The sequence below is a fragment of the Paenibacillus sp. ALE2 genome, from assembly GCF_054113385.1.
On sequence record NZ_CM134213.1, the window covers coordinates 540,306 to 566,059 of the forward strand.

A 25,754-nucleotide genomic window follows, 5' to 3' on the forward strand; every position below is an offset into this window, starting at 1 on the left:
ATTCACTTATGTTACTTCGATTAATGAGGCTGGATCTTACATATAAATGAGTCGAATCACTTTGGCCCCGATTCGCGTCTATTTATCCGAATATCCCCATGCTCAGATAACGCTCTCCGGTATCCGGGACAATACAGAGTACCCGTTTGCCTGCTCCCAAACGCCGAGCTTCCTGAATGGCCGTCCATATTGTAGCTCCGCTGGAGGGCCCGACGAGAATCCCTTCCTGAGCAGCAATTGCTCGTGTCACAGCAATCGCATCCTCATCGGAAACCTGGATGATTTCGTCATACACCTCCGTATTCAGCACGGTAGGAACAAAGCCCGGACTCGTTCCCACCAGCTTATGCGGACCGGGCTTTCCCCCGGACAGTACGGGCGACCCCTTAGGCTCGACCACAACAATCCGCAGATCCGGCAAATGCTGGCGCAGCACTTCACCTGTTCCCGTAATGGTCCCACCCGTTCCCGAAGAAGCGACGAACACATCTAACTTTCCTTCCGTCTGCTCTAAAATTTCAAGTGCTGTGGTTGTACGGTGGATATCGGGGTTGGCCTCATTTTCAAACTGATGTGGGATAAAACTCCCTTCAATTTCTGTCCCCAGTTCAAGAGCTTTGCGAATCGCTCCTGGCATCCGTTCTTCCGCTGGTGTCAGTACGACCTCAGCCCCGTAGGCTTTTAAAATATTGATCCGTTCCTTCGTCATATTCGAAGGCATCACCAAAATTGCGCGGTAACCTCGGGCTGCCGCATTCATCGCAAGACCAATTCCCGTGTTGCCACTGGTCGGTTCAATAATGGTGCCTCCGGGCTTTAGATGCCCCGCCTTTTCCGCCTCGGCAATCAGATTGCCCGCGGCCCGATCTTTAACACTACCACTTGGATTAAAATACTCCAGCTTCACATATACTTCCGCATCCTGCGGTCCTGTGAGCCGTTGCAGCCGCACACAAGGCGTATCCCCGATTAAGTCCGTAATCCTATGTACCACTTTAAGTGTCATCGTTATATCCTCCCCGGATTATTCCTTACAACGTCATTCCCTATCTTCATATCATACTACCAAAATAACATAATTGGCTCCTTCCAACCTGTCGCTTTTGTAAATTACACAAACCTTATCAGCTTAGTATGTAAAATTCTTGCAAAATGGGTCGCCAGATGTCGCCTGGAATGATATACTCGCATTACTATTTTTTCAGGAGGATACAAGAAACTTATGAGTACTCAAGAAAATATGACAGCTAATCGCTTTCCCCCCTCCTTGCTATGGTTAACCCTTGGTGCCTTCGCCATCGGCATGACCGAATTCGTCATTATGGGACTTCTGCCCAATGTAGCCCATGATCTTCATGTTACGATTCCGCAAGCCGGGCAATTAATCACCAGTTACGCGCTTGGTGTAGCCATTGGTGCACCTGTGCTTACTGTATTAACCCATAAGGTTCCACAAAAGAAGCTACTGTGTCTGCTGATGTCCATATTCATTCTAGGAAATCTTTTTTCCGTCATTGCTCCTAACTACGAGCTTCTGATTGCGGCCCGTATGGCTACTGCGTTATCGCACGGAACCTTCCTGGGTGCCGGTTCCCTGATCGCTGCCCGGCTGGTCCGTCCTGATAAGCGGGCAGGGGCCATCTCGATGGTGCTAACCGGATTGACGGTAGCGAACATTATTGGCGTGCCCTTCGGCACCTTTATCGGACAGCAGCTCGGCTGGCGCGCTTCCTTTGGAGCCATTGTTGTGATCGGCTTGATTTCTCTCTTCGGTATTATTCGTTACATTCCGGTGATTCAGCAGGACAAGCCTTCCAGTCTCAAGCAAGAAGTCAAGAGCTTATTTAATCCAAAAGTGCTGCTGATGCTGCTGACAGGTGCAGTTGGCTGTGGTAGCTTGTTCACTGTCTTTACGTACATTACGCCCATGCTTACGGATATTAGTGGCTTTGCCGAACACAGCATTACCTGGATTCTCGTCCTGTTCGGCCTAGGCGTCACGATTGGCAACATCGTTGGCGGCAAGCTCGCAGATTGGAAGCTGCTTCCGTCCTTGGTTGCAAACTATGCTGTACTGGCCATTATTCTGGCCATTCTGACGTTTACGCTTCAAAACAAGGTACTGGCCGTGATCACTGTCTTTATCTGGGGGATTGCCGCATTCGGCATCATGCCGGGGATTCAGGTTCGTATCATGAATCTGGCCTATGAGGCTCCTTTGCTAGCCTCTACCTCCAGCCATTCCGCATTGAATCTGGGCAACGCAGGCGGTGCTTTTATTGGAGGAGTCGTGATTAACCAAATGGGGCTACCCGCCATTCCATGGGTTGCATCACTCATTACTGTCGGCGGTCTGCTACTGATGCTGGTCAGCTACATGATGGATCGCAAGACGGCTCATACTGAAGCGATAGCAGAGATACAGTCATAAGAAAAAGGACTTTCGTTCATTAGAGCGAAAGTCCCTTTTTTATGGTCTACATCCACGCATCCTGCCTCGTCGTTCAGCTTAACCAATCATCAAAAAAGTCTCGGTATCCCTGCTTCATCACCTGACTCGAAAACTGTTCCATGGCGTATGCCTGATTCTCCGCAGAAACCCGGCGAGGTGAAGCCGCAGCCATATTGACCAGCTCGAACCAGTTTTTCTCATTTCCTGAAAAAGAATGCGTAGAGCTGATGTGCCCATAGCAAGGGTGCTCGGGTTTCACCACGATCTTCCCCATCGCGAGCGCTTCGGTCAGCGGCATTGCGAACGTATCGAATTTGGAGCAGCTCCAATACACCTTCGCCGTGTTCATCAGTGCAAACACCTCGTCTTGCGTCAATGCAAATTGAAGTTTTACATTGTCCGGGATGTCGTACTTCTTCATGCTCTCCTTGTAGCGTTCACCACCAAACACCATATAGACATCCTTGTCAGGATTATGCCGCGCATACTCCAGCACCAGATCTGGACGCCGATTTTCTTCATCTCTACCAATCCACATCACCCGGTTCTCCACCACTTGTGAGGGATCAAAATGCTTTTCCACCAGCCGCTCATTAAATCCGATCGGGATGACTGTCACATCGGTTACGCCAAACTTCGAGGCCATCTCCTGCTTGAGAAAGGCAGTCTGTACGATAGCCTTGTCCACAATCTGATAAAAAGGCTTCATCATCTCATAGCCTGTCAGTGCCGGATCTGGAAAACTATGTGGAAAGAGTACGCTGTTTTTAAAAAACATGTTCAAATAAGTAAAGCCAGATACCGTATAAATAACGTGCTCAATCTGCTGCTCATGCAGTTGATCCAGTACGATGTCATAATTGACCAGGTCACTCTTTTCATGCTCATAGCCTGGAAGCCAGTCATGGCTACTTACGTGGCGCTCCGGCGATACAAATACGATATCTACCCCCAGTTCCAATCCGATCTGCTTCAGACGTTCTGCAAAAATACGAGGCCCTTGCGCTTCAGCAAATTGTATTTTTCTCATGACCAAACCGACTTTTTTCATGGATTTATTTCCCTACCTTCTTTGGCTGACTATATAGAATCTGTGCCTTAAGCCACTACTTGCATGGTTGGACTTGTACCCAATCCATCATCGCTGTACATTGGTTTAAACAAGCTAACGTTGCATCCAATTGGGACTCTAATTGCTCTTTTGACCATTTGCCGCTATTTCTATGCAGTTCCGTTCCAATCCTTTGCAAATCATTTGTGATTAATAATAGCATCCAGAGCGAAAATACCACAGCAAACATACCATACTCCTGTATAAATGCCGTTCGATCACCCTTTATCCCCAACAGCTCCAGCTGTTCCAGATAGGTGTCCAGCATACGAATACGCAATTCAGACGTCATACGTCGAGGGAACAACGGATGCGACATGTCGATTAGGTGATATACATCCCACAGCGGTGTGTTTAGATGAGCATGCTCCCAATCCAGCACCCTTAGCCTCTCCCCACTCAACGCATAGTTACCCGGATGAAGATCACCATGAGACAGTACAAGCTGGTGTGAAAAAGATAGATGCTCCAGCTGTGCATAAATACGCTGCATCTGCTGCTTCGAAAAACCGAGTGAGCTGCAAAGCTCTAACATATCTGGCTTGCGTGTGTGCAGCTCGGAAACCATCTCCTGGATGAGCGGCTTCGGTCCACGCAATGGCATCCCGGCAAAACGACCCGGCGGCAAAGCATGCCACCTTGCGACAAGTCCAACAGCTTGCAATAGGGTTTCATCTGCATGTAGATGATGTAACGGACCAAGATCCTCAAACACCATCCATTCTCCTCCGCCATCTGCGTCTGTATCGGAACAAGCTAGCAATTGGGGATAGATGGGTGATAATGCTGGAAGCACATGCTCATACACCCATCTCTCCCGTCCCTTCTGATCATCATTGGTCAGGGGTTTAAATATATAACTTTCAGAGGAGGACACGTAAAAACGTTCCACATGTCGGCCATTCGTACCTGTATATAAAATTTCACGACTGTGCACCAGCGTATCATTTAAAGTACCGTCATGATTCACATATTGATGAAATAGATTCATAGCCACCCAACTTTTTTGTATAAAATGTAATAGCACGATCATAACATAGTCCTCGTTCTGAACGAAGCCCAGATCATCTTAGGGTTAACTTAACATACCAAAAAAGGGGCATGTCCTATCAGATCATACGACCTGTTGGACAGCCCCTTTCCTATCCGTACTCCTATCCTACTCTAACGATTAGTATTTAGTATTGCCGGACTCGCTCGTATTGCCAGATTTAAAACCTTTAAACAATTGTTTTACATTATGATAACGAGTATTCGTAATTTTAGCTTTGCTGTTAGGACCGTCCGATCTCAGGATCGAATCCTTGACGTTGGAAATATCCGAGTTATCCAAAGTCATATTCACTCTAAACGTAGAGCCCCCAAGTTGGCGAACCAGCTTACCGATATCATCGGCTCTAAAGTTTTTAATGTTAATCGTGCCTTCGGCATTGATTTGGAATACTTTATCATATGCATGGAACGCTCCACCACCTGTAATGTTCACCGTGCCTGGTTCTTTAAGCGTCAATGCATCTTCACCGACATCCTCCCACGTTACGTTGGAAATGGTGCCATTGCCATATACATGCACACCATCCGCAGCAGGCGCAGCGATGATCACATTTTTCAGCGTTGCATTATTTTCTAGCTTAAAGATAGGCTTTTGAGCCTCTTTCTGGCTTCCATCTCCCAAGGTATCGGGGTCAGCCACTACGGTCTTGCCTTTACCATCGTATACTTCTCCAGCTTTAACAAGTATGGTCTTGTGAACGACCTCTGGAGCTGCATGGGCAGAGTAATTGCCGACAAATAACGCGATTAACATACCGGATAAAGCGATACTCATGCCCTTTTTCAATACTTTAGCTGTGTTTGTTTTCATTTCAATTCATCCCTCTCCTAGATCGTTTTTTATTCTTATCTCCAATTCTTCGTTGACTAGAGCGCAAGCGCGTAGACCGTATCACCACCTTCGTACAATGAACCCATTGACCGATACATGTCCGTAAAGTGATATTTAACTATTTGCATATGTATACTTGGTTTTTGGTTCAAAGTAGCTTCATTTTTATAAATTAAATCAATCACAAATTGTAAATAGAGCGATTACATTTACAATTTGCATAACTCTATTATATTCCTACTTCCAATAATTTCAATACGTTTTTCGGCAAAATATGTCCTTTTTTTCAATTAAGTACACAATATTGCCTCTTTTATACTTGTACAAGTTTGTTTTTCTTCCATTTACGCATTAAATAACACTTGAATACCTCATCTCGTTTACATGCTGTTTATCACTCCATTGGTAATCAGAGTCTCTTTTATCGTATACCTCATTGCTGATGTGCTCTATACTATTGAATGACACGGTTGATGAACGTATAATGTATTTAGTGCTTTGAAGCGTTACATCTCAACATTACTGGTGAGAAAAGAGTGGTTATGTGCAAAACAATAGTGAGATTCCATTAAAAGAACAAAATATTGTGCTCATCGGCTTTATGGGCGTGGGCAAAACAACGATCGGTTCCCATCTAGCGCGCAAGCTGTATCGCGATTTCGTGGATATTGATCAGGAGATTGAACAAGAGTACAACATGCCTACAACAGAAATTTTCAAAACTTACGGAGAGAAGCGTTTCCGTGAGATTGAAAAAGAGCATATTTTGAAGTTGTGCAGCAATACGCGTCTTAAAATCATTTCTGTTGGCGGTGGCGCGTTTCTACAGGAAGAGGTGAAGCAGGCTTGTTTGGCTTCCTCCATTGTGTTCTTCTTGGATTTAAATTGGGATTCCTGGAAAGATCGGCTCAAGATGCTGATTGACACCCGCCCTAATCTGCAAAACAAGACGTTAGAGGAAATTGAAGATCTTTTCCGTTCCAGACAGGACATTTACGCGGTGAATCACTCCAAGATCGATACCGATCAGTTGGATGCGGAAGAAGTCGCAGACTATATTATTCAAACACTGAATCTGGGTTGGGAATTGTATGAACCTACTCGGGGATTGAATTAAGCATTACAAAAAGGAGGACCCCAGCATGCTTATCGCATGGGGTCCTCCTTTTGTGTTCACTATGAATTCCTTGCTCGCTAGTGGGTAGTAATTGCATCTTTTAAGAGTGGCTATGCAGCACCTGCAATATTTCTCTCAGTTCAGTGACAGGAATCTGTCCCGGTGCAGAAGCCTTCTTGGCAGCACCAAAAGTCAACGCTGAACCAAATAGCTCTCCGGTCAGACGGCTCACGACACCTTTTCCCGCCATCGACATCGTGATAATCGGCCGATCCGCATACTCTTCTGCCATGGTGCGTGTGGCGTCCAACAAGGTTAGGACATCGGCCGTATTGGTTGGCATCACCGCTATTTTAGGCAGATCGCCGCCCAATTCCTGTGCCTTACGCAACCGGGACACAATTTCCTCCTTCGGCGGTGTCTTTTGAAAATCATGGTTAGAAATAATCACATACACGTTATGCTTATGTGCCGCTTCTATCAGCATCTTCACATCAGCTTCCTCATTAAAAAGCTCTACATCAATCATATCTACTTGTCCCGTTTCGGCTATTGTACGATTCAATTCTACATAGCTTGCCGCACTGATTTCCTTTTCTCCACCTTCTCGGGCGCTACGGAACGTAAATACGAGTGGAATATTGGCTAAAATAGACCGAATCTCATGTAAGGCAGCCTTTACCTTTTCCAGCTCCTCCACATGCTCGAAAAAATCGACTCTCCACTCTACGATATCCAGGTCGAGTGTACGTAAATGGGCAGCCTCTTCCTTCAACTGCTCCAACGTTTCTCCCACCATGGGGACACATATTTTAGGCGCTCCTTCACCGATCCGTACATCTTTTACCTTTACGATTTTTGCCATATCTATCTCACTCCCCAATTACAGTTTCAAGTCGAACATTCACAATAATTCATAGTATAACGCATTCTGAATAAGCATGCAGATGATTAGGTTCAGTCGCTAGTTATTTCGTATCCAGTACAATTTGAGGAGACAATTCTCGTTTTGCAGGAAAAACGGCACTGTAACGAAAGTTAACAAACACCGCCAGTACGATCCCGAGCACATTCACGATAATAGCCAGCATAAACACACTGGAAATCTGAGAATGCTTCAAAAGAAAGCCTGTAAACACGGGAATAAGCGTATAGGACAGCGAAGTTGCGGTATAAATAAACCCGGTAATCTGTCCTTTTCGTTGACTAAAAAATTCGCTCATTACAGTTAACGTCAGCTGAAGTACACCCGATATGGAAAACCCGATGACACTCGCACAGATAATGGCGGCGGCCCCTGATTTAAAAAGAAGAAGCGCTCCAAAAGCCAACAAGGAAATACAGGGATAAATAAGAATAATATGAACAGGTTTAACCCATTTTCTCAACACAATGACCAATACAAACACGGAAACCAGCGAACCCATATTGTAATAAACTAATAGTCTGAGAGACTCTGATTCTGTCATGCCGATAAACTGTTGTCCAAACGTAGGCAGCCATAACTGCACAATATACAGCAAAGTAGGTCCCGTAAATCCAAGCAGAATAAGACATACACCTTCCTGCCAAAACCGCGGTTTACTCGCATCATTAGCCTTTAAATTTCCTGTCTGCTCGGCGCCAGATACAGTAGTACCGCCACTTTGCTCCTTGGTGGGCTGTACGCGCATGTCTGGAAACTTCATTCTGAACAAGTAGACCGCATTTAATGCAAATATCAATGCTGGTATAAAGAAAGAGAACCCGTAAAAAATATCGTGATTCATAAAAAAGATAATCATTAGCGGTAAAAATGCCGCCCCAATGGATATAAAACCTCTCACCAACACTGTAGCCGAACCAGAGGATTGGGGGAAAGCCTCGATCAGAGCCGGATAAGTACCTGAATCAAGAAAAGAATTCGCTACACCTGCCAGCACAGCCAGTACCATCGCCATCTCAAAGGTGGGACTCAGTGGTATACCGACCAAAAATACGGCCATCAGCAGCCCTGCGGCCACAATAAATGGTTTGCGACCATAGCGGTCGGAGAGCACGCCGGATATGTACAGCGTAAACAGTCTGCCAAATCCCATCGCGGAAACCAAAAGGCTAATGCCCGCCTGATCTGTATGCAAATGCTCTGTTAAAAAGGACATGTGCGACGCCAGCATAATATTAAACATGCCAAACAAAAGATAGTTCACATACAAACCTGTCGCCACGGGAATAGAAGAACGTTTCATCATGAATTCACCTGCTTTTGTAAGTAAGTCTTGTAGTGTCAAAACGTGAATCATTTCACATTGCTTGTGTCGATGATGAAGTATAGAACACAATTTAAAATTTATCAAGTTTAAATATTGCGAGACTCCAGCTTAGACACGCTGATGCGTCTTCAGATAAAACTCCTTGCCATAACTTAGGGCAAAGTTCCGAAACTCCACAACTGCCGGGGATAAATATCTATTTTTAATGCTGGCTAGGTAGATAAAACGTTCGTATTCTGGATTTACAATAGGCAATGTTTTGACATTAAAATAATCTAACGATGAAATGCGGGGCATAACTCCGATCCCGTAATTAATAGACACCAGCCCAGCCATTGCCGTATCTTCTTCAATCTCGCAAATAATCTGTGGCGTAACGCCTGCCTTGGCGAACAAATTTTCAATAATGGGCCGAACCCCACTCTTTTTGTTGAAGAAGATCACCGGGTAATCCGCTGTATCTTTGAGGTCAATTTGGTCCAGAGAAGCCAGCGGATGATCAGGAGAAACAATGACCACCAATTCCTGCTGAGCCAGCGGAATAAACTCTACATCTGGTTCATTTTCCACGTGAGAGCAGAACGCCACGTCATAGTGTTCCTGCTTCAGGCCTTGAATAATATCGTTCGTATTCCCTTGGTGAAACGAAAAGGAAATGTCTTTACGGGCATCCAGAGCTGAAAAGGCTTGGATTATCGCTGGAATGAAGTGTGAACCTAACGTGTAAATGAACGCCAAATCTATATTCCCATGGCTTGGACTCACTAATTCCCGTAAGTTATACTCCCCCTTTTCCAATTCATCCATCGCGTGCTCCACATACTTCAGAAAAAATCGCCCGTATTTGTTTAGCCGAATATTCCTCCCCTGCTTTTCAAACAGATGAACGCCCAAATCCTTTTCTAATTCTGAAATCGCATGACTTAAACTGGGTTGAGTGATACATAGCCGCGCAGCTGCCTGGGTAAAATGCTCCATCTCTGCAAGTACACGAAAATATTGTAAGTGCTTCAGATTCATAAGGATGTACGCTCCCTCTTTAATTCATATTTTAAATTATAGATTCAAACTATGAAAAACGATAAAAATATGCATTGGATTTATAATAACACCCCTTATATAATTAAGACATAGACATTATGTGAATATTTTCACTTGTTTGTGGGCGCACTTTAATAGACCTGGACGATGCCTACCTAGGCCATTGATCTAAAATTTAAGTTGGGAGTTACACTTATGAAAAATCCTTATATCAGAATGGCAACAGGGCTTTATATCAACTATTTTCTTCTGGGTATGATTAATGTTATTCTCTCGTCGAATATGAGCTTTCTGACTGTGCAATTGAATACAGATAAAGCAGCCATCGGCTATCTGGTGTCAGCGATTGGAATCGGTAAACTGCTTGCTCTCGGAGTAGCCGGAAAAATGTCAGATAAATACGGAAGGAAACCACTGATTGTTATTGCATCACTTGCTTATTTAATCTTCCTAATCGGCATTCCGCTTGCACCTAACTACACGTTGGCATTCGTGTTTGCCATTATCGCAGGGCTCTGCAACTCTATGATGGATGCGGGGACTTATCCCGCACTCATTGAAGGGTTCGGAAAAAAAGCCGGGTCTGCAACCGTCCTGGTCAAAGCATCCATCTCGATCGGTGCCATTGTTATTCCGTTCATGATTGCATTTTTTATTAACCACGATATGTTCTATGGATATTCCTTCTTTATTCCTGCAGGAATTTATCTGCTGAACGGGATCTTCTTGTCGATGACCGGTTTCCCCAACCACAAAGCAGAGGAACAAAAGGCTCCAACCGAGACTGGTCAATCAACGGATTCGTTCCACAGCGAGCCCAAGTTTTGGCAAGAAGGTTTGTCTCTGATTATTATCGGTTTTACTTCCACTGTATTGTTCATGATCGTGCAGCTATGGCTTCCTACCTTTGGACAAGAGGCTCTGGGCATGGACAAAGCCAGCGCCATTAAGCTGCTTAGCTACTACAGTATAGGTTCACTAGTTTCCGTTATTTTGTTGGCTGTGGTACTTGGTAGATTCATTAAGCCCATTACCGTCATGATTGTGTACCCGCTTATTGCCCTGCTTTCTTTGCTGGCTTTAATTGTATGGCACAATCCTGTCGCTACTTTGATCAGTTCATTCTTAATCGGCTTGTCCACCGCAGGCATATTCCAAATTGCCCTCACGGTTATGACGGAATTTTTCCGCAAGAACAAAGGAACTACGACTTCTCTCGTGAACATAGCAGCCAGCCTATCGTTCATCCTGATGCCTTTGGCTACCGGGAGCATGTCCAAAAGTCTGGGAATTACCTCGGTATTCATTCTGGATATTGCGATTGCCGTAGTCAGCATTTTGCTGGCCGTGTTTGTTGCTTATCGATATAAAAAAGTGTTTCATTAAACTACACAGATCACTTGGAGGCTTATTATGAAAAATGCTGGACGTATTGACGGAAGAACACAATTAATTGGACTGCTTGCTACACCGATCGGACATTCTTTGTCCCCGGCTATGCATAATCTTGCGTTTGAAAAACTGGGGCTGAACAACGCATATATGGCCTTTGAAGTAGGCAATGAACAACTCGAAGAAGTAGTACGGGGAATGCGCGCTCTAAACATACGCGGCTACAACGTGTCCATGCCTAACAAAACAGCGATCTTACAGTACCTTGACGAGCTGGACGACAGCGCTAAATTTACAGGTGCTGTCAATACCGTCGTGAATACGGATGGTAAGCTGAAAGGCTACAGTACAGATGGATCTGGTTATGTTCGTAACTTGCAGGAGCACGGCATTGATCTGAAAGGTAAGAAAATGACACTCGTCGGCTCAGGCGGTGCTGCAACGCCGATTGCTATTGAAGCCGCTCGGGCTGGTCTCGCTGAAATTTCAATTTTCGCTCGTAATGACCAGTTCTTTGCCCGGGCGGAAGAGAATGTTCGTATTATTAATGAAGAGATGAAACATGCCCAAGTCAAGGCGAATATCTATGCATTAGAGAATCAAGAGAAGCTGCGTGAAGAGATTCTTACAAGTCATATTTTCGCTAACGGTACAGGTGTCGGTATGAAACCGCTGGAAGGTAAAAGTGTCATTGAAGATGTGTCCATGCTTCGTTCCGATCTGATCGTGACCGATGTTGTATACAGCCCAGCCAAATCCAAGCTGATTGAACAAGCTGAGTCTGTAGGTGCAACCGCCATTAACGGTCTGGGCATGATGCTGTGGCAGGGCGCACTTGCCTTCGAATTATGGACAGGACAAGAAATGCCTGTCGCTTATATTAAAGAACAGCTTTTTGCTGATCAACTGTAAGATTGAGAGGCACTACATAACTCAGAAGGACTATGCCCGACGAATGATCATTCCTGTCGGGTATAGTCCCTTTTTATTGTTAAATCATTTCATTAATCCTTATAAGGGTCAAACTCATTGGCCCCAGCCATGCATACCCCGATCGGCTTCAGCACATGCATAACTTCCACGGTCTCGGAATGAGCGTCCAGCACCTCACGCAGTTTGCGGTAGACGAACGGACTCTCATCAGTACCTGCTCCGCGCAGCTCGACACCGTAGTTTCGAACGGCCTCCTTCATCTGTAGGTCCGTAATCTGCCCACCGCTACGCGTACGGGTTTTCCAATTCATTTTACCAGCTGCCTGGGTACGACTCATAATACGCCCTGCACCATGAACTGTACTATAGTAGGAATCCCGATTTTCTACCGAATCTTTTCCACGTACAATCACCGAGATATCGCCCATGCTTCCTCCAATGAAGCCCATTTGACCAGGGGCCGAGGGGGTTGCACCTTTGCGGACCACAATGGTGTCGCGTCCATCATGCTGTTCTTTCCACGCGTAATTATGGTGGTTATGCACCGTAAAGTCCGCTTCAGTCCCCATAATACCAAGCACTTGTTCTATCACATAGTCACGTCCGGCATAAGCATAACGTCCGGCAAGGCGCATCGCACGGTAGTACATGTCCCCCAGCTCACTGTTCATATCCAGCAGCACAGGCGGCTGATCCATATGTTCTCCTGGCGCCTTTCCGAGGAACTCCCGTCCTGCGGCCAAATTTAGAAACCCGCTTGCTGTTTTGTGTCCAAAGCCCCGGCTACCGAAATGATTGGCAACCCAGACCTGTCCTGTCGCTTCCTCCACAAATACATCAACAAAATGATTACCACTTCCTACTGTACCCAGTTGTTCTCTCGCCAAGGACTTCAGTTTGTCATGCTCTTGCTTCCCAATCGCTGCATATACCGCCCAATCCGGGTCATCGAACAGCTCATGGTCTACCTGAACCTCATTCACACGACCTACGCCAAACGAAATCTGACGTGCAATCTCATTCATCACGGTTGAAATACGCGGCATAATATCTGCTGCAGACAGCTTGGTTCTTACCGCCTTATTTCCACAGCCGATATCATACCCCACACCTGAAGGTGAAATTTGTCCGTCATATACCACCACACCACCAATCGGCTGACTGTAGCCTTTATGATGATCTGCCATCAGCAGCGCCTGAATCACATTGCCATTTTCGGCACATGTGCGGGCTTGAGATAGTGCCCCCGGATCAGGTGCTCCCCATACGCGTACTCCATTCATTTCTTGATAAGCCATCGTTGTATCCTCCCTTATTTTGCAAAAAAATTATCTATGTAAAATTGAATACTCTACTTTTAAACTTTGGACTGTTAATAGCATTATGTACGATGTACCCGCTTCTGAACAGGGCGTAAGTATTACAAGCACCACTTCAGATGTCTCTCTATAAGAAAGTCCCGGCCCTATAAGGAAATGAAAAAGGATATCCTTGCAGCCAAACAGACTGTAGGATATCCTTTTATGATCATTTAGAGACCATTTGGAAACCATTGAATCAAAATATACTAATAATTTTTGATAATCCCGAACTGATCCACAATAAAAGGTTTGGCATCATTTTTGTTTTGATCAATTTCATACGTTACGGCTGTAAGTTTATTTTCGTCTACGGTGATGCCCACAAAATTTTGTACCTGTCCTCGTACAGGTCTACGATTGTCACTCGGATCTGGGCCATAAACTGCCGCATGATTCTCTTCAGCTAGTTCAAAAAGATTATAATACTTATCTCCAAGTTTTTCACTTGGGTTTTTGTAGTAGACCTTGGGGCCAGCGGTTGCCGGGATGACATAGATACTTCCATCCGGATTCACACTATATTCAATCGTCTTTTCATTTAATCTATCTTTTAATTTGGTTGGCGTTGTTGCTTTACCCTCTTGGTTGATTGGTTTCGTCCGAGCATAAATATGATCATGCCCCTGCACGACAAAGTCGATATCAAGTTTGTCCATGAGTGGAGCGATTTGGTTACGAACTCCATTGTTATCCATGATGTCAGCATCTGTTGCATGGTTAGAGGTAGTGTAAGGACCTTTATGAATATTCACAATGATCCACTTTGCACCTGCCTTTTTGGCTGCCGCAGCATCTTTCTTTAACCATTCGACTTGGTCTTCCGAAAAATTGGCATATTTCTCTGAGTCCTCATTGGAGTTCAGTACGATAAAGTGAGCATTGCTGTAATCAAAGGAGTAGTACGCTCCTGTTTTAGTAGCTGAACCAGCTGGTTGGTTAATATTAAAGTGATCATAAAAAGCATAGTTCTCATCCTCATGATTACCTGCTGAAGGAACAATGGTTGTATTCAAAAGGCTTTTTTGTGAATGCCCCAACAACCAGTTCCACTGCTCTTCTTTGGTACCGGTATCTACGATATCCCCGTTGTGGACTACAAACTGAGCATGATTTACGGTTTGAAGTGCTTTTTCGAGCGTCTGTGAAGACAATATGGCTTCATCTTCGCTTTTTGCTTGTGTATCAGCTAGATCAATGAAGGTAAATTCACCACTCTTAGGAGCTGTTTGGAACGTACCTGTTTCGCTCCATATCCCACGCGCTGCATCACCAACACGATAATAATAAGCTGTGTCCGCTTGAAGGCCTGTTGCTACGGCTTTATGGACAAGCTCTTCTGGAGAATTGGTTGATGGAGAGGAAGTACCTTCAAATGTAAGAGCACTCGTAAAATCAGCTTCAGAAGCGGTTTTCTTGGTTACTTGAACCGTGCTCTTCGTGAAAAGTTTTGAGGTATACCAGGTAAATCCTTTGGAGGCTTTGGTGTCTCCATAAAATGTAGCTGTAACTTTACTAATACCTTGATCTGTGTTCACTGGTGACTCAGCATGAACAGGCAAAGCTGACATGCCAGTAATCAAACCTAGTGCAAGAGCAACAGACATAGATGTTGCTGACCATTTTTGAAACTTCTTAAACATGTGTACACTCCTCTGTGCAGTTAATATGTAAAAGTTATAAACATGATCATAACAATCAATTGTTAATACGTTGTCTTTGGAAATATAGTACTTTGTAAAAAATGAGAATAGGTATATAAACTAAAAAAGGCCCCGGATGTTTGCAAAATTTGCTAAACCGGGAGCCCTTATTCCTGTTCTAGGTGCTATTTACATATAGTATTAGACTCACCCCATATAAGAAACAGTGGCGAGTCTTCGAAAATCATTAAGGTTTTATTAAATCACTAGCCAACTAATGCGCAGAAGTATTTTTCAAATCCGCTTCATAACGAAGGCCAAATTGTTGTCTTGCCTCCTCCATCACTTCAGCGACTGCCAGTGAACACTCCAAAGAGTTAATAGAACTGTTGCGTTCCCCACTCTTGATCAGATCCATAAATTCCCGAATTTCATAATACATGGGCTCACGCGTCTGAGCCTTGGTCAAATCCTCAATCGTGCCGTCCCGATAATGAATTTTCACCTCATAGGGCTGGCTGATTTTGTCGATTACCATCGTTCCATACTCACCCTGAATTTCGGCAGGCAAATAGGAATCTGTAATTTTGGAATGCATGACGATCGCATCCATATCCGGATACTTCATCACGATGCTGCCCTCGCCGTCCACACCAGAGGATAACAGCACACCCACCGCTCGGATCTCATCCGGTTTGCCGAACAATGCCACCATCGGATACAAACAATACACTCCCAGATCCATCAAGGAACCATTTGAAAAAGCCGGATTAAAGGCATTCAGCACCTTACCCTGCTTAAAAGCATCAAAGCGTGAAGAGTATTGACAGTAACTTGCAAAATAACGCCGAACCCGGCCTATTTTATACATATGATCCTTTATAATTTTAAAGTTGGGCATAAGCGTGGATTTAACAGCCTCCATCAACAGAACATCGTTGTTGCGCGCGGCTTCGATCATGCTCTGCACCTCTGCTGCATTAGAAGCAAAAGGCTTCTCACACAGCACATGCTTTCCATGGTTCATACATAAGATCGCTTGCTCTGCATGTAAGGAATTAGGACTGGCAATGTATACGGCATCCACCTGATCACTTGCAGCCATTTGCGCCAGATCTGTAAAAACCTCCGGCTGGCTGCTATATTTATCAGCAAAGGCTTGGCCTTTCTCCTCTGTTCGTGAGTACACCGCAGTCAGGGAAAATTCGTCTGTCTCTATCGCAGCTTGAATAAATCTTTCCGTTATCCAGTTCGTTCCAACGATACCAAAACGCATCACAGTATCCCATCCTTTCCCGTGAGTCATTACAATTAATATATGTTCCTATTCTCGCATTCCAGCCAAGACTTGTCCACTATACTGCCTGTCATCCCTCATACTTCCACATATTAAAAAAGACTGCGGTCTATCAGCTTAATTTATACTGATTGTACCACAGTCCTTGTATGCTTTTTGGGGTTATATCTCTACTTTGTGGAGATTACCTTGCCCACTTCTGTCAAAATGGCATCCATGGAGGCAGGGTCATGTACATCGTACTCATCAATGTTTAGACGCAGTACAGGACAGGCATCAAATTCGTTGATCCAATTGGAATATCTGCGATGCATTTGCTCCCAATAGGATCGCTCGGTCTGAATCTCCATTTCGCGACCGCGTTCTTCGATCCGACTCAGTATGGAGGGCAAGCTGCCTTCCAGATAGATCAGCACATCAGGGTGCGGAAAGAACGGGGTCATGACCATCGCCTCAAACAGGCTAGTATATGTTTCGTAATCGGTAGGGTTCATTGTTCCCTGATCAGCATGCATTTTCGCAAAAATGCCTGTATCCTCATAAATGGAACGATCCTGCACAAAACCTCCACCAGACAAGAAAATGTTCTTTTGCTCCTTGAAGCGTTCCGCGAGAAAATAGATTTGCAGATGAAAGCTCCATCGTTCGAAGTCGTGATAAAATTTCTCCAGATACGGATTATGATCGACTTGCTCTAACGAGGTTTTAAAACCAAGACGACTGGCCAAAGCACCTGTTAACGTGGATTTACCTACACCTACCGTACCCGCTACCGTAATCAGGGCATTTGCAGGAATGTTGTAATTATTCACTATATAAGCTCCTTTACATCGGAAACAATTTGTTCAAATTGTGCCTGGTTTTCTACAAAATCAATTTCATTCCCGTTCACGGTCAATATACGCGGGGCAGGTGACTGTTCGGCGAGAAACTGAATGCCTTTATCATAATCCGTAATTAATTGCTCCAGATAGGCAGGGTCCATCTCCTGTTCAAAGGAGCGTCCGCGCTTACGGATTCTGCTCAGCAACGTATCCAAATCTGCTCTAATATAAACGATAATGTCCGGCTTAGGCATATCATCGGTGAGCAAATGATAGATTTGGCGATATTTTTCGAGTTTTACACCTTTAAGTGTACGTTCAGCAAAAATCAGATTTTTATAGATATGGTAATCTGAAATCACAGGCTGAGCTTTCTCGATATATTGCAGGCCAGTATCCTCTAGCTGCTTATACCGATTGCAGAGAAAGAACATTTCCAGCTGAAAGCTCCACTCATCTATATTTTGATAGAATTTATCGAGAAACGGGTTTTCCTCGACAATCTCTTTGATCATCGGCAAATGTAGCTCGGTTGAAAGCATCGAAGCCAACGTCGTCTTGCCGGCTCCAATCGGCCCTTCAACGGCTATAAACGGGGCTTGTTTCATGCGGTTCTGCTCCTCCTTGTACTCCAGGTCCATCCTGTGGACAACTATCCTATTGTATCACAAGGAAGTACGCTAGAGGCATAACAAATCTATGGATAAAACAAAAAAACAGAGCAGCTATGTTTGGTTTCATAGCGCCCTGTCCTGCTTAATATTTTGTCTGTCTCTCATTTAAACCAACCTTTTTCATTAAAACGTGTAATGGCCTCAATCCGGTTGCTGACACCCAGCTTATCGAGAATGACTGAAATATAATTCCGCACTGTCCCTGTTGTTAAATACAGTTCACCAGCAATTTCTTTGGTGTTCTTTCCGTCAGCAATAAGCGCCAAAACGGTCTTTTCACGCTCAGTCAGCGGGTTGACCTCGGCATAAGCATCATCAACCAGTTCTGGAGCGTAAATACGTCGACCTGCCATAATACTGCGAATGGAGGAAGCCAGTTCTTCACTGGGACTATCCTTGAGTAAATAACCGTGTGTGCCCGCCTTAATCGCTCGTTCAAAATACCCGGGGCGAGCAAACGTTGTTAAAATAAGCACCTTGCAATTCAAGCCTTTGAGTTCCTCTGCCGCATCCAATCCGCTCTTGATCGGCATTTCGATGTCCATAATGCATATGTCTGGCTGATGCAGCTTCACCAGTTCTATAGCTTCTTCCCCGTTGCTTGCTTTTCCGACTACTTTCATGTCTTCTTCCAAGTCCAACAGGGAGGCTAGAGCACCCAGCAGCATACGCTGGTCTTCTGCGATGACGATTCGAATCATGGCCCCACCTCCTCATTCGGCTTTTCAGTGATGTTAGGCACTTTAATGACCAGGGTCGTTCCCTGATCTGAACGCAGTTCCATACATCCGTTCACGAATTCGAGCCTTTCCTTCATGCCTTGCAGACCATGTCCCCGAAAGACTGCATTTTCTCCCATAATACCAACTCCATTATCCTGAATCCGCAGGGTCAATTCCTTACGAGACGGCTCAATGGTGATGGAGCAAGCGGTAGCTCCACTGTGTTTCACTACATTAGTTACAGCTTCCTTCATACACATACTCAGCACATTTTCATTCATTAATGACGTATGCTCCAGCTTCGGGTCGCCCTCCAAGGTCAGTTCGATGTGAGCAGCCTTTAAAATTTGCCGAATACGCAGCAGTTCATCCTCTAGTCTCATGCCGCGCATTTGAGTAACCATTTCTCTTACTTCTTTTAACGCACTTCTCGCCGTAAGACGAACATCGTTAATTTCGGCATGAGCCCGTTTCGGGTACTGGTCCAGCAACTTGCCCGCCAAATCGCTCTTCAGTCCAATGAGTGACAGCTTCTGACCCAAGGTATCGTGCAGGTCACGCGCGATTCTTTGCCGTTCTTCCAACTTAATCAATTCCGATATTTTTTTATTGGCATCCTCCAATTGGACCTGAAGCCGATCACTTTTGTTGCGATTAAAGTTCGTAATCGGCAGGAGGATCACACCAATCAGATTGAGCAGGATAAAAGGAATCTGCTTAATGAATACAGGATTTTGAGAAACAAACCCATAATTAATTAATCCAATCGTAATCACCATTAAAATGATATACAGCGTCGTAAATGCAGCCTTACTTTTCATATTACCAATCAGATAAGCGATAAATATGGAAAAGTACATATAGCTAAATAGCAGCGTCATCGTAATCGATATAGCAATCTGCACACTGGTCCAAAAGTATATGAGCCAGCCTTGAGAGACAAAAGCCAGTACATAACAAGCAAAAAACACCAAAATAATAGCAGTTCCCAGAATAATATGACTTGTAGATGAAGAGCTAAAATAATAAAAGGGCAGGATATAAAAGACAACCCACACATAAGGGCTAAGCCCCGTATTTCTTTGGAAAATCTGATACCACTTTTGCATCCTGCCACCCTTTTCTACTTTAGATACCCCTTATTTTAACATACCAATTTCCGTACAACGTTATTTTCGTTCCGTGCCTACAACAGGCGTAGGGATGGGCTTTGAAGTGCCAACACGTTTGCTAAGCAGCGGCTTTACTTGTTTAAAGGTCAGAAAGGTCTTGGTACTTTCATCCCATAGTCGGAACTTCAAAGATTCCAGACTGCTACTCACCGTAATCGTGGTCGCCTTTTGCAGCAACGGTGTCGCTTCATGCGCTTTCTCCAAATTGTAATTTGGTACTTTCGGGCTCAAGTGGTGAACATGATGAAAACCAATATTACCTGTAATCCATTGCAATACTTTAGGAAGCTTGTAGTAAGAACTGCCCTCGACGGCCGCATTAATATAACTCCACTCTTCATCATGCTCAAAATACGAATCCTCAAACTGGTGTTGCACATAGAACAGCCAGATTCCCAACATACCAGAGACAAAAAAGATAGGCGTCTGTACCAGAAGGAATGCCTGCCAACCAATAGCCCAGCACAACAGTGCATACAATGCAACAATGGATATATTCGTCACATAGGTGTTTATCTTTTCCTTACGTTTGGCTGTCTTGACATTAAACCGATAGGAAATCAAAAAAGTATAGATTGGACCTAGGCCGAACATAACCCAAGGATTTCGATATATACGATAGGCCAGCCGTGTCCATGTGGAAGCTGCTGTGTACTCTTCTACCGTGAGCACCCACATATCACCTGTGCCTCTTTTATCCAGATTACTGCTGGTTGCATGGTGGATCGCGTGACTATTTTTCCATTGGTGATAAGGGCAGAGCGTAATAATACCTGTAATAGTTCCCACAATATCGTTCAGCTTGCGACTTTTGAAAAAAGATTGATGACCACAATCGTGAAAAATAATAAACGTCCGTACCACAAACCCTGCCGCAATAATGGTAATGGGAAGCGTCAGCCAGTAAGAAACCGCTAGGCTAAGATAAGCGGCATACCACAATAGGATCAGCGGTCCCAAGGTATTGAACAGTTGCAGAACGCTGGATTTCGTGTTTATTTTCTCGTAGGGAGCCATATTTTTTTTCAATTGAGCTAACGGGAGTTGTGTCATACCCATTATGATCCTCCTTTAAAATGCAGCCCATACCTTAATCCTGTCAGGCGTACATGTTGATCTAAGCTCAGTATAAGGAGACCGCTGTATCTGCTGTAGTCATAAACGTCAGTTCAGGCATATGACATTTGTCATATAGACAACTAACCAAACCTGTTTGGCAAATGTTCACGGGTTTCTTTTCTGCTGTTATTTTGTTAAAATATAAGATATATAACGCTGTATGTGACTGGCGAAGTCAGTGGAATGAACCACGAGGGAGCATACAATCAAGCGTACCGTTCGCCTGGGAGAAGTATTTGCAGAGGATTCGTCTGTCTTGACGACCTTGTGCAAATACTTTTTTTCGTTTTCTAAGACCATGACACCCTGTTGATTCCATTATGCGATAAATTCAGAGGAGGCTCGGACTATGGCTATTATCATGAAATCCAAAGAAGCAGCTGAGCAAGTGTATGCAACGATCCGTTCCCAAGTAGAGCAAATGAAACAGCAAGGACACCGTCCCCATCTGGCAACCCTGTTGGTAGAGGGTGATCCGGCATCTGCATACTATGCACGGACCAAGCAAAAAATAGCAGAGAAGCTGGGCATCTCATTTCATCTCCATACTTTTAATCGTCATGTAAGCGAAGCCGAACTTCTGCACGTGATCGGTACCCTAAATGATGCATCCCATGTACATGGCATTATGCTGGAACTCCCGCTTCCTCAACATCTTTCTGCCTCCGTTATTAAGCAGTCCATCGCCCCCTACAAGGATATTGATGGAATTACACCTAATAACAAGCTGGCTACCGTTACGGGTGACGCAGGGCTATACCCCGCTACACCTCAAGCCTGTATTGAACTGCTCAAGCATTACGGCCACTCCTTGACAGGCAAAAATGTCACGCTCGTGGGCATCGGGCAAACAGTGGGACTTCCCCTTTTCCACATGCTGCAAAGAGAAAATGCCACCGTCACCGCCTGTCATGCAGGTACGCGTGATATTGCAGAGCATCTGAGCCATGCAGACATTGCCTTCGTCGCAGTCGGATGTCCTGATGTGATTACGCAGGATATGGTTCACCCAGGTCTGATTCTCGTGGATGCAGGAATTAATGAGACGCTGGAGGGTAAAATTGTGGGGGACGCTGCTCAGGACGTTGTAGAAAAGGTACATGCCATTTCTCCCGTTCCTGGTGGCGTGGGCACCCTAACGACCGCAATTTTGTACAAAAATCTGCTCAAAGCGATACGTCTGCAACATTACTCCAGAGAGGTGGTTTATTCATGAGTGAACTGTCGTGGAACCAGTCCATCGGACATTTTCTGAAAGAAGCTGCAAGTGCAGCGCCTACCCCTGGTGGAGGAAGTGTATCCGCGCTGGCTGCGGCACTAGGCGCAGCGATGACCTCCATGACCGCCAACCTTTCACAAGGAGAAAAATACACGCAATTCCGTGAACAAATGGTGCAAGTCATTAGCAGTATGGAAAGATTGTCTACGCATTGTGAGGAACTGATGGCCGCAGACATCCAATCCTTTGAACAGTACATGACCGCGCTGCGTTTGCCCAAAGAAACAGACGAAGAAAAGCGCTATCGTACCCATTCCTTACAAACAGCTGTGATTGCTGCCATTGAGGTACCTATGCGCCTGCTGGAAGTATGCCGGGACGGACTATCACAAGCCTACAACATTGTGGAAATATCCAATAAAAATGTGATCTCCGATCTGGGCATCGGTGCGATTTTGTTTGAAGCAGCCGCTCAATCCGCCCTGCTCACCATTGATATTAACCTTGCCTCGCTAAAAGACTTGGATGTCAAACAATCCTACGAAGCCAAAACAGCCACACTCCTCCGTGAAATCGGACAAATTAAAGAGCAAACCTTATTGACTGTGCGCAGTCGAATCGCAAGTAGTTAGCTCATACTACGCACTAGCTGTGCTAACCCATATATTCTACCTACTTGCTAACAGAAATAACCTCCAAATCCATCTCTATTTGTTGGATTTGGAGGTTATTTTATTTTGATTCATTACATTTGGAAAACTTTTCTATACTTTCTTCGTCTATGGATTAGGGATATTCTTTAAGATTACTTTTTCTCTTATACACATTGATCAAGAAATGAGGAAAATCGTATGAAAAGACGTGCTCTATTACTCAGTATAATTACGTTATTACTGATCAGTCCCAGGGTGTGGGCGGCCGGAAATGATTCTACATCGCATATTCGCTCCTATGATTCCGGAAGTCTGATCCAATCCGATGGAAGCTTGTGGCTGTGGGGCTATAATCAATCCGTACCGACTCGTGTAGAGGGTAAACCAAACGTAATAAAAACATTCTCTAATATCATCAACGAAAGCGATCTGGTATTTACCTTGCAAGACCACTCTGCTTGGTATGTGCCTAGAAACAATATTTCTGAATCCGTGAAATTTGTTCCTCTGGAAGGACTACAGAACCTCGCAGCTGTAAGTAGTTTGAATGATCATGTGCTCGCTCTGACCAACGAAGGCAGCATATTTCTCGCTGATCAACTCGACAATAGAAACATCTTCAGTCCTTTTCAAACCCTATCTGGCATCGATGAGGTTGCCGATATAGTCAGTTACTATGAAGAAAGACCGGATTATGAGGAACGCTGGATATTTCTTAAGAAAGACGGCAGTGTATGGAAAAACACAACAGCCTTACAGGGTTTCGAACCTATTTCACCATTAAAAGACATTACGGCAATTACTAAAAATATAGCCTTAAAAAAGAATGGTACCGTGTGGACGTGGCCCAAAGAATTTGATAAAAATGCAGCTCCGTCCGAAACGCTATCCGTATCGCAAATTCAAGCCTTATCGGGCATCAAGACCATCAAGGCTAATAGGTATTCCAATCTCGCCATTGATCAGCAAGGTCGGCTATGGTTCTGGGGGGCTACAGTTACAGGTGCCTTAGACAATACAACCTATCACAACACGAATACCCCTGTACTGCTAACAGGAGTAAAGGACGTTAAAGACGCCTTTTTCGTTGAGCGCTCCCTTCTTGCTCTAACCACTGCTGGCAATGTATATGTTGCATCTCTAGATGGCGAAAAATTATCCTCCCATGTCCCTTTTACATTACTTGCTCAAAATATTCAAAGCATCAAGGCAGGACCACGGCACGTCATCATGCAAAAGGCAAACGACGCACTGTGGGGCTGGGGTGTTAACAAACACGCGCAACTCGGCATAGGCGATTATGAATTTCTTTATAGTACGCCAGTTCCTGTACAAAAGCCGATTCTCGTCCGTCTCAACAGTACACCTGTCCCTCTAAGCAACGGTGTGATTACCCGCAATGGGCAGGCGTTTATTCCCCTGCGTTCTGTTTTTGATCAACTGGGAGCCGACATCACTTATGATTTCAACAGCAAAATAGCGAAAATGAATCAGTCCAAGGCGGGAGACCCTCCCGTCTCTCTAGAAATAAATTTTAAAACCAGCCAAACAAAAGTGAACGGTAAATCTGTAGAACTCACCAATCCACCCTTCATGGTGAACGGTATTGGTTATCTTCCACTGAGGCTCATCAGCGAGACACTGGGAGCCAAGGTAGATTGGATACAAAAAGAAGATACTATCGTAATTACGACGAAATAATATATAAAAGACCAGTCCAAACATGATTTATGTTGGACTGGTCTTTTATTGCTATATACTGCGTGTAGTATGCAGCTTCCTATCTACCTTCGACATTTCGTTACAACACAAAATCCACCTATTTTTTAGCTTTATTCTCTTTCTCTCTTTCAACCAGCATATCCACAATCATATCAATCTGTCCGGTAATAGCGATCGGATCATAGCGATAGTACGTATCAAAATCATTAAAGAACACTCTATTATTCTTCACCGCAGGCAGATTGCCCCACACAGCGGACGATTTCAGTTGCTTAAGCGCGGTTCCCTTTTTGTCTGGATCATAGGTTGTCAGGAACATGTAATCTGCGTCATACTGCGGCAGTACCTCCATTGAAAGCTGTACGGTTTGTTCCTTGGAATTAGCTGTCTTCTTCGGCATGTTCAGTTTGAGCGCATTGTATACAGCTTGTCCGCCTCGTCCTGCATTGTCGCCAAAGATCCAAAGTGCGTTTTTATCCGTCAGCTCATACAACCCGAAAGTTGCCTTTTCGTCAATAACACCTTTCAGACGAGCGCGGCCTTCAGCAGCCTTTTTGTCAAAGGCGGCAATAAATTGCTCAGCCTTCTCCTTTTCCCCAGTGATATCGCCGAACAGCTTGACCGTATCATAGATATTAGTCGTGGTGCCGTACGGAATGTACAGGGTAGGTGCGATTTTAGACAAAGCTTCATAATTCGTATCCTTCATAACTACGATCAGATCGGGTTTGAGTTCCAGCGTCTTCTCCAAATTGGTTGGATCACCCACCTCTTTGGTTCCTTTTTCCTTTAGCAAATCAGTCAGAAAAGGATTTTGAAACGCAGTCGGCTCCACCCCCACCACGTTAGCACCTACGGATAGCAGTTCTCCGCCGTAAAAATCCGTTACAATACGCTGTGGCTTAGCGGGAATCTGAATATCCCCTTTAACCGTTTTAAAGCTTCTCGTCTCTCCAGTAGAAGCCGATTCTTGCTTATCTCCTGAAGTTGAAGCGGTATTACCTTCAGTGTTATTTCCGCCGCATGCGCTGACAAATACAGACAATACAAGCATCAAAGTAGCCAGCATAAATATCGATTTTTTCCTCAACCTATTAGCCCCCTATGTAATATGGTAATAGCCTTATACCATCATGATAATGATTATCAATATCGTAAGAAATATATC

General features: G+C 44.6%; 23 protein-coding genes and 1 riboswitch. Of the genes, 7 read left to right on the forward strand and 16 right to left on the reverse strand.

From position 1 onward, the window contains the following. Window positions 1-82: 82 nt before the first annotated feature. Window positions 83-1,006, reverse strand: a complete 924-nt coding sequence (cysK, locus tag ACXHJ1_RS02095; RefSeq protein WP_457905524.1) for a cysteine synthase A — start codon at window positions 1,004-1,006, stop codon at window positions 83-85. Window positions 1,007-1,222: 216 nt separating this feature from the next. Here cysK and ACXHJ1_RS02100 point away from each other — a divergent pair, with 216 nt between their 5' ends. Further along, entirely contained in the window at window positions 1,223-2,431 is a 1,209-nt protein-coding gene (locus tag ACXHJ1_RS02100) for an MFS transporter (RefSeq protein WP_016819870.1), read from the forward strand. A gap of 73 nt (window positions 2,432-2,504) precedes the next feature. Here the strand turns inward: ACXHJ1_RS02100 and ACXHJ1_RS02105 are convergent, their stop codons facing one another. From ACXHJ1_RS02105 to ACXHJ1_RS02115, 3 genes are all read right to left on the reverse strand, one after another. Then, on the reverse strand, window positions 2,505-3,503 hold the full coding sequence (locus ACXHJ1_RS02105; protein ID WP_107734989.1) for a glycosyltransferase: 999 nt from the start codon (window positions 3,501-3,503) through the stop codon (window positions 2,505-2,507). A gap of 55 nt (window positions 3,504-3,558) precedes the next feature. Next, entirely contained in the window at window positions 3,559-4,596 is a 1,038-nt protein-coding gene (locus ACXHJ1_RS02110) for a phosphotransferase family protein (protein WP_029514341.1), read from the reverse strand. Between the two features lie 138 nt (window positions 4,597-4,734). Further along, on the reverse strand, window positions 4,735-5,427 hold the full coding sequence (locus ACXHJ1_RS02115; RefSeq protein ID WP_016819868.1) for a pectate lyase: 693 nt from the start codon (window positions 5,425-5,427) through the stop codon (window positions 4,735-4,737). 565 nt (window positions 5,428-5,992) lie between these two features. Here ACXHJ1_RS02115 and ACXHJ1_RS02120 point away from each other — a divergent pair. After that, entirely contained in the window at window positions 5,993-6,565 is a 573-nt protein-coding gene (locus ACXHJ1_RS02120; RefSeq protein ID WP_016819867.1) for a shikimate kinase, read from the forward strand. A gap of 100 nt (window positions 6,566-6,665) precedes the next feature. Here ACXHJ1_RS02120 and aroD read toward each other — a convergent pair whose 3' ends face one another. The 3 genes from aroD to ACXHJ1_RS02135 all read right to left on the reverse strand — a co-directional run bounded on the left by aroD (window position 6,666) and on the right by ACXHJ1_RS02135 (window position 9,837). After that, window positions 6,666-7,430, reverse strand: a complete 765-nt coding sequence (aroD, locus tag ACXHJ1_RS02125) for a type I 3-dehydroquinate dehydratase (RefSeq protein ID WP_107734990.1) — start codon at window positions 7,428-7,430, stop codon at window positions 6,666-6,668. 103 nt (window positions 7,431-7,533) lie between these two features. Further along, the gene (locus ACXHJ1_RS02130; protein WP_107734991.1) at window positions 7,534-8,796 is read right to left on the reverse strand and encodes an MFS transporter; all 1,263 of its coding nucleotides are present in this window, start codon (window positions 8,794-8,796) and stop codon (window positions 7,534-7,536) included. 129 nt (window positions 8,797-8,925) lie between these two features. Then, entirely contained in the window at window positions 8,926-9,837 is a 912-nt protein-coding gene (locus tag ACXHJ1_RS02135) for a LysR family transcriptional regulator (protein WP_016819864.1), read from the reverse strand. Window positions 9,838-10,053: 216 nt separating this feature from the next. Here ACXHJ1_RS02135 and ACXHJ1_RS02140 point away from each other — a divergent pair, with 216 nt between their 5' ends. Further along, window positions 10,054-11,244 carry an MFS transporter gene (locus tag ACXHJ1_RS02140; RefSeq protein WP_457905525.1) on the forward strand — a complete coding sequence of 397 codons (1,191 nt, stop codon included), beginning with the start codon at window positions 10,054-10,056 and terminating at the stop codon, window positions 11,242-11,244. A 27-nt stretch (window positions 11,245-11,271) separates the two neighbouring features. Then, the gene (locus tag ACXHJ1_RS02145) at window positions 11,272-12,162 is read left to right on the forward strand and encodes a shikimate dehydrogenase (RefSeq protein WP_016819862.1); all 891 of its coding nucleotides are present in this window, start codon (window positions 11,272-11,274) and stop codon (window positions 12,160-12,162) included. Window positions 12,163-12,254: 92 nt separating this feature from the next. Here ACXHJ1_RS02145 and ACXHJ1_RS02150 read toward each other — a convergent pair whose 3' ends face one another. The 8 genes from ACXHJ1_RS02150 to desA form a co-directional block, all read right to left on the reverse strand. Further along, a complete protein-coding gene (locus ACXHJ1_RS02150; RefSeq protein WP_016819861.1) occupies window positions 12,255-13,481 on the reverse strand; it encodes an RtcB family protein in 1,227 nt (408 codons plus the stop codon). 269 nt (window positions 13,482-13,750) lie between these two features. Beyond that, window positions 13,751-15,184 carry a purple acid phosphatase family protein gene (locus ACXHJ1_RS02155; RefSeq protein ID WP_107734993.1) on the reverse strand — a complete coding sequence of 478 codons (1,434 nt, stop codon included), beginning with the start codon at window positions 15,182-15,184 and terminating at the stop codon, window positions 13,751-13,753. A gap of 274 nt (window positions 15,185-15,458) precedes the next feature. Continuing rightward, on the reverse strand, window positions 15,459-16,460 hold the full coding sequence (locus ACXHJ1_RS02160; protein ID WP_031462935.1) for a Gfo/Idh/MocA family protein: 1,002 nt from the start codon (window positions 16,458-16,460) through the stop codon (window positions 15,459-15,461). A gap of 191 nt (window positions 16,461-16,651) precedes the next feature. Next, entirely contained in the window at window positions 16,652-17,293 is a 642-nt protein-coding gene (locus ACXHJ1_RS02165) for a deoxynucleoside kinase (protein ID WP_017426248.1), read from the reverse strand. After that, window positions 17,293-17,913, reverse strand: coding sequence for a deoxynucleoside kinase (locus ACXHJ1_RS02170; protein ID WP_016819853.1), 621 nt, complete (start codon window positions 17,911-17,913; stop codon window positions 17,293-17,295). Before ACXHJ1_RS02170 ends, ACXHJ1_RS02165 begins: the two co-directional genes overlap by 1 nt. 167 nt (window positions 17,914-18,080) lie before the next feature. Then, window positions 18,081-18,680 (reverse strand): response regulator transcription factor, encoded by a 600-nt coding sequence (locus tag ACXHJ1_RS02175; protein ID WP_017426246.1) that lies wholly within the window; start codon window positions 18,678-18,680, stop codon window positions 18,081-18,083. Next, complete coding sequence (locus ACXHJ1_RS02180) at window positions 18,677-19,810, reverse strand: sensor histidine kinase (protein ID WP_017426245.1); 1,134 nt, start codon at window positions 19,808-19,810, stop codon at window positions 18,677-18,679. The genes ACXHJ1_RS02175 and ACXHJ1_RS02180 overlap by 4 nt, the downstream gene beginning before the upstream one ends. A gap of 60 nt (window positions 19,811-19,870) precedes the next feature. Then, window positions 19,871-20,932 carry a Delta(5) desaturase DesA gene (gene desA, locus ACXHJ1_RS02185; RefSeq protein ID WP_016819850.1) on the reverse strand — a complete coding sequence of 354 codons (1,062 nt, stop codon included), beginning with the start codon at window positions 20,930-20,932 and terminating at the stop codon, window positions 19,871-19,873. Between the two features lie 212 nt (window positions 20,933-21,144). Next, window positions 21,145-21,228, forward strand: a riboswitch (ZMP/ZTP riboswitch). Window positions 21,229-21,341: 113 nt separating this feature from the next. Here desA and ACXHJ1_RS02190 point away from each other — a divergent pair. The 3 genes from ACXHJ1_RS02190 (at window position 21,342) to ACXHJ1_RS02200 (ending at window position 24,565) form a co-directional block, all read left to right on the forward strand. Further along, entirely contained in the window at window positions 21,342-22,208 is an 867-nt protein-coding gene (locus ACXHJ1_RS02190) for a bifunctional 5,10-methylenetetrahydrofolate dehydrogenase/5,10-methenyltetrahydrofolate cyclohydrolase (RefSeq protein WP_017426244.1), read from the forward strand. Then, complete coding sequence (locus tag ACXHJ1_RS02195) at window positions 22,205-22,843, forward strand: cyclodeaminase/cyclohydrolase family protein (protein ID WP_102998739.1); 639 nt, start codon at window positions 22,205-22,207, stop codon at window positions 22,841-22,843. Before ACXHJ1_RS02190 ends, ACXHJ1_RS02195 begins: the two co-directional genes overlap by 4 nt. Window positions 22,844-23,062: 219 nt before the next feature. After that, on the forward strand, window positions 23,063-24,565 hold the full coding sequence (locus ACXHJ1_RS02200) for a stalk domain-containing protein (protein WP_457905526.1): 1,503 nt from the start codon (window positions 23,063-23,065) through the stop codon (window positions 24,563-24,565). Between the two features lie 118 nt (window positions 24,566-24,683). On the opposite strand, the gene ACXHJ1_RS02205 is transcribed toward ACXHJ1_RS02200, so the two are convergent. Beyond that, window positions 24,684-25,676, reverse strand: coding sequence for an ABC transporter substrate-binding protein (locus tag ACXHJ1_RS02205; RefSeq protein WP_457905527.1), 993 nt, complete (start codon window positions 25,674-25,676; stop codon window positions 24,684-24,686). Window positions 25,677-25,754 lie beyond the last annotated feature (78 nt).

Bases quoted from the DNA above. Each gene is read 5' to 3' on its own strand.
- cysK (WP_457905524.1), bottom strand. From the start codon at position 1,006: ATGACACTTAAAGTGGTACATAGGATTACGGACTTAATCGGGGATACG.
- ACXHJ1_RS02100 (WP_016819870.1), top strand. From the start codon at position 1,223: ATGAGTACTCAAGAAAATATGACAGCTAATCGCTTTCCCCCCTCCTTG.
- ACXHJ1_RS02105 (WP_107734989.1), bottom strand. From the start codon at position 3,503: ATGAAAAAAGTCGGTTTGGTCATGAGAAAAATACAATTTGCTGAAGCG.
- ACXHJ1_RS02110 (WP_029514341.1), bottom strand. From the start codon at position 4,596: ATGATCGTGCTATTACATTTTATACAAAAAAGTTGGGTGGCTATGAAT.
- ACXHJ1_RS02115 (WP_016819868.1), bottom strand. From the start codon at position 5,427: ATGAAAACAAACACAGCTAAAGTATTGAAAAAGGGCATGAGTATCGCT.
- aroD (WP_107734990.1), bottom strand. From the start codon at position 7,430: ATGGCAAAAATCGTAAAGGTAAAAGATGTACGGATCGGTGAAGGAGCG.
- ACXHJ1_RS02130 (WP_107734991.1), bottom strand. From the start codon at position 8,796: ATGATGAAACGTTCTTCTATTCCCGTGGCGACAGGTTTGTATGTGAAC.
- ACXHJ1_RS02135 (WP_016819864.1), bottom strand. From the start codon at position 9,837: ATGAATCTGAAGCACTTACAATATTTTCGTGTACTTGCAGAGATGGAG.
- ACXHJ1_RS02140 (WP_457905525.1), top strand. From the start codon at position 10,054: ATGAAAAATCCTTATATCAGAATGGCAACAGGGCTTTATATCAACTAT.
- ACXHJ1_RS02145 (WP_016819862.1), top strand. From the start codon at position 11,272: ATGAAAAATGCTGGACGTATTGACGGAAGAACACAATTAATTGGACTG.
- ACXHJ1_RS02150 (WP_016819861.1), bottom strand. From the start codon at position 13,481: ATGGCTTATCAAGAAATGAATGGAGTACGCGTATGGGGAGCACCTGAT.
- ACXHJ1_RS02155 (WP_107734993.1), bottom strand. From the start codon at position 15,184: ATGTTTAAGAAGTTTCAAAAATGGTCAGCAACATCTATGTCTGTTGCT.
- ACXHJ1_RS02160 (WP_031462935.1), bottom strand. From the start codon at position 16,460: ATGCGTTTTGGTATCGTTGGAACGAACTGGATAACGGAAAGATTTATT.
- ACXHJ1_RS02170 (WP_016819853.1), bottom strand. From the start codon at position 17,913: ATGAAACAAGCCCCGTTTATAGCCGTTGAAGGGCCGATTGGAGCCGGC.
- ACXHJ1_RS02175 (WP_017426246.1), bottom strand. From the start codon at position 18,680: ATGATTCGAATCGTCATCGCAGAAGACCAGCGTATGCTGCTGGGTGCT.
- ACXHJ1_RS02180 (WP_017426245.1), bottom strand. From the start codon at position 19,810: ATGCAAAAGTGGTATCAGATTTTCCAAAGAAATACGGGGCTTAGCCCT.
- desA (WP_016819850.1), bottom strand. From the start codon at position 20,932: ATGGGTATGACACAACTCCCGTTAGCTCAATTGAAAAAAAATATGGCT.
- ACXHJ1_RS02190 (WP_017426244.1), top strand. From the start codon at position 21,342: ATGGCTATTATCATGAAATCCAAAGAAGCAGCTGAGCAAGTGTATGCA.
- ACXHJ1_RS02195 (WP_102998739.1), top strand. From the start codon at position 22,205: ATGAGTGAACTGTCGTGGAACCAGTCCATCGGACATTTTCTGAAAGAA.
- ACXHJ1_RS02200 (WP_457905526.1), top strand. From the start codon at position 23,063: ATGAAAAGACGTGCTCTATTACTCAGTATAATTACGTTATTACTGATC.